Source organism: Pseudomonas brassicacearum (assembly GCF_003732265.1).
GTDB lineage: Bacteria > Pseudomonadota > Gammaproteobacteria > Pseudomonadales > Pseudomonadaceae > Aquipseudomonas > Aquipseudomonas brassicacearum_D.
The window spans coordinates 1-299 of the sequence record NZ_MOBK01000313.1 but is presented as its reverse complement, the minus strand read 5'-3'; the positions used below and the strand labels follow the sequence as shown (position 1 = coordinate 299).

Sequence of the window (299 nt, the reverse complement as noted above, 5' to 3'; positions counted from 1 at the left end):
GGCAAGCCCCGGATGCTCGCCTTCGGTTGCCGCTGGCCGTAAGCCTTGGGCAACTCGGGCCAGCGAGTCTGGTTGAGGGTGCCGGCCTTGAAGTCGTCGCGCAGGATTTCGGCCATCAGGTTGGCCGTGTCGACCAGGGTTTCTTCGGTGGACTGGCGCACATCGAGGCGGATTTCTTCCATCACAGTGTTGAGCACGAAGTAACCGGTCAGACCGATGAACAACAAATAGACCAAGAAAATCCGGATCCCCAGCGTCATCAGCTGTGCCCCGGGCTGTAGCTGTAGCCGGGGCAGCGA

1 pseudogene is annotated in these 299 nt (G+C 60.9%); it reads right to left on the bottom strand.

Annotated features, from left to right (window positions below):
* Positions 1-260: pseudogene (locus tag BK660_RS31460) on the bottom strand (two-component system sensor histidine kinase CreC); the annotation flags it as partial.
* Positions 261-299: the final 39 nt, after the last annotated feature.